Raw genomic sequence first — 943 nt, 5'->3', positions numbered from 1 at the left:
CGCTCCCACAGGGGATTGGTGTCAGTTCGCAGGCAAGCGTTCCAGGCCGACGAAGGGGCATGCCGCGAGGAGGTCCTTGAGCAAGCGCCCATCGGCCAGGCGCAGGTCAGCGGGCGCGAGTTCGGCCAACGGATACAGCACAAAAGCTCGGGCCTGCATATGGTAATGAGGGATTTTGAGGCGTGGCTCGTCGATCAGGCGGTCACCGAACAGCAGGATGTCCAGGTCCAGGGTGCGCGGGCCCCAGCGCTCGAGGCGCTCGCGACCCTGGCCGGTTTCGATGGCCTGTAGTGCATCAAGCAAGTCCAGCGGTGTGAGGCTGCTGTCCAGCGCCGCCACTGCGTTGGTGTAGCGCGGCTGGCCGGGGAGCAGCGAGTCGCTTTGATAAAACGCGGAGACACCCGCCAGCCGAGTTTCGGGCAGTCGCCCCAGGGCCTCGATGGCGCTGCGCAATTGTTCGGCGGGCTCGGCCAGGTTGCTGCCCATGCCGATGTAGATGCGTTCCATCGATCACTCGCCCGAGGCGCTTGGTACACCGGTACGTTTGCGCTTGGCGCCACTGCTGCGGCGGCGTTTGCGCGGGCCGCTGGCGCCATCATCCTTGCCGCTCAGTTCGCGAATCATGTCGCGGCGCTCACTGTCGTTGGCGTCCTGATAATCGGTCCACCATTCGCCCAGGCCATCGGTCTGTTCGCCGGCGCTTTCGCGCAGCAGCAGGAAATCGTAACCGGCGCGGAAACGCGGGTTGTCCAGCAGCAGATCGGCGCGTTTGCCGCTGCGCCGCGGCAGGCGCTCTTGCATGTCCCAGATCTCGCGGATCGGCATCGTGAAGCGTTTTGGAATGGCGATGCGCTGGCATTGCTCGGCGATCAGCTCGTGGGCGGCTTCCTGCATCGCCGGGATCGGCGGCATGCCGCGTTCCTGCAAGCGCAGGACCCGGGCG

At 66.0% G+C, this 943-nt stretch carries 1 protein-coding gene and 1 pseudogene; both read right to left on the bottom strand.

What is annotated here, in order from left to right:
- Nucleotides 1-21: 21 nt before the first annotated feature.
- Complete coding sequence (folK, locus tag ACE04F_RS06845; protein ID WP_486105544.1) at nucleotides 22-507, bottom strand: 2-amino-4-hydroxy-6-hydroxymethyldihydropteridine diphosphokinase; 486 nt, start codon at nucleotides 505-507, stop codon at nucleotides 22-24.
- Between the two features lie 3 nt (nucleotides 508-510).
- A pseudogene (locus ACE04F_RS06840) lies at nucleotides 511-943 on the bottom strand (polynucleotide adenylyltransferase PcnB); the annotation flags it as partial.

The sequence above is a fragment of the Pseudomonas sp. AGC41 genome, assembly GCF_057334555.1.
Note: the sequence above shows the minus strand (reverse complement) of the source record. Positions and strands in the feature narration are given on the sequence as shown.

Excerpts from the sequence above, each read along its gene's own strand:
- folK (WP_486105544.1), bottom strand. The coding sequence starts at position 507 with ATGGAACGCATCTACATCGGCATGGGCAGCAACCTGGCCGAGCCCGCC.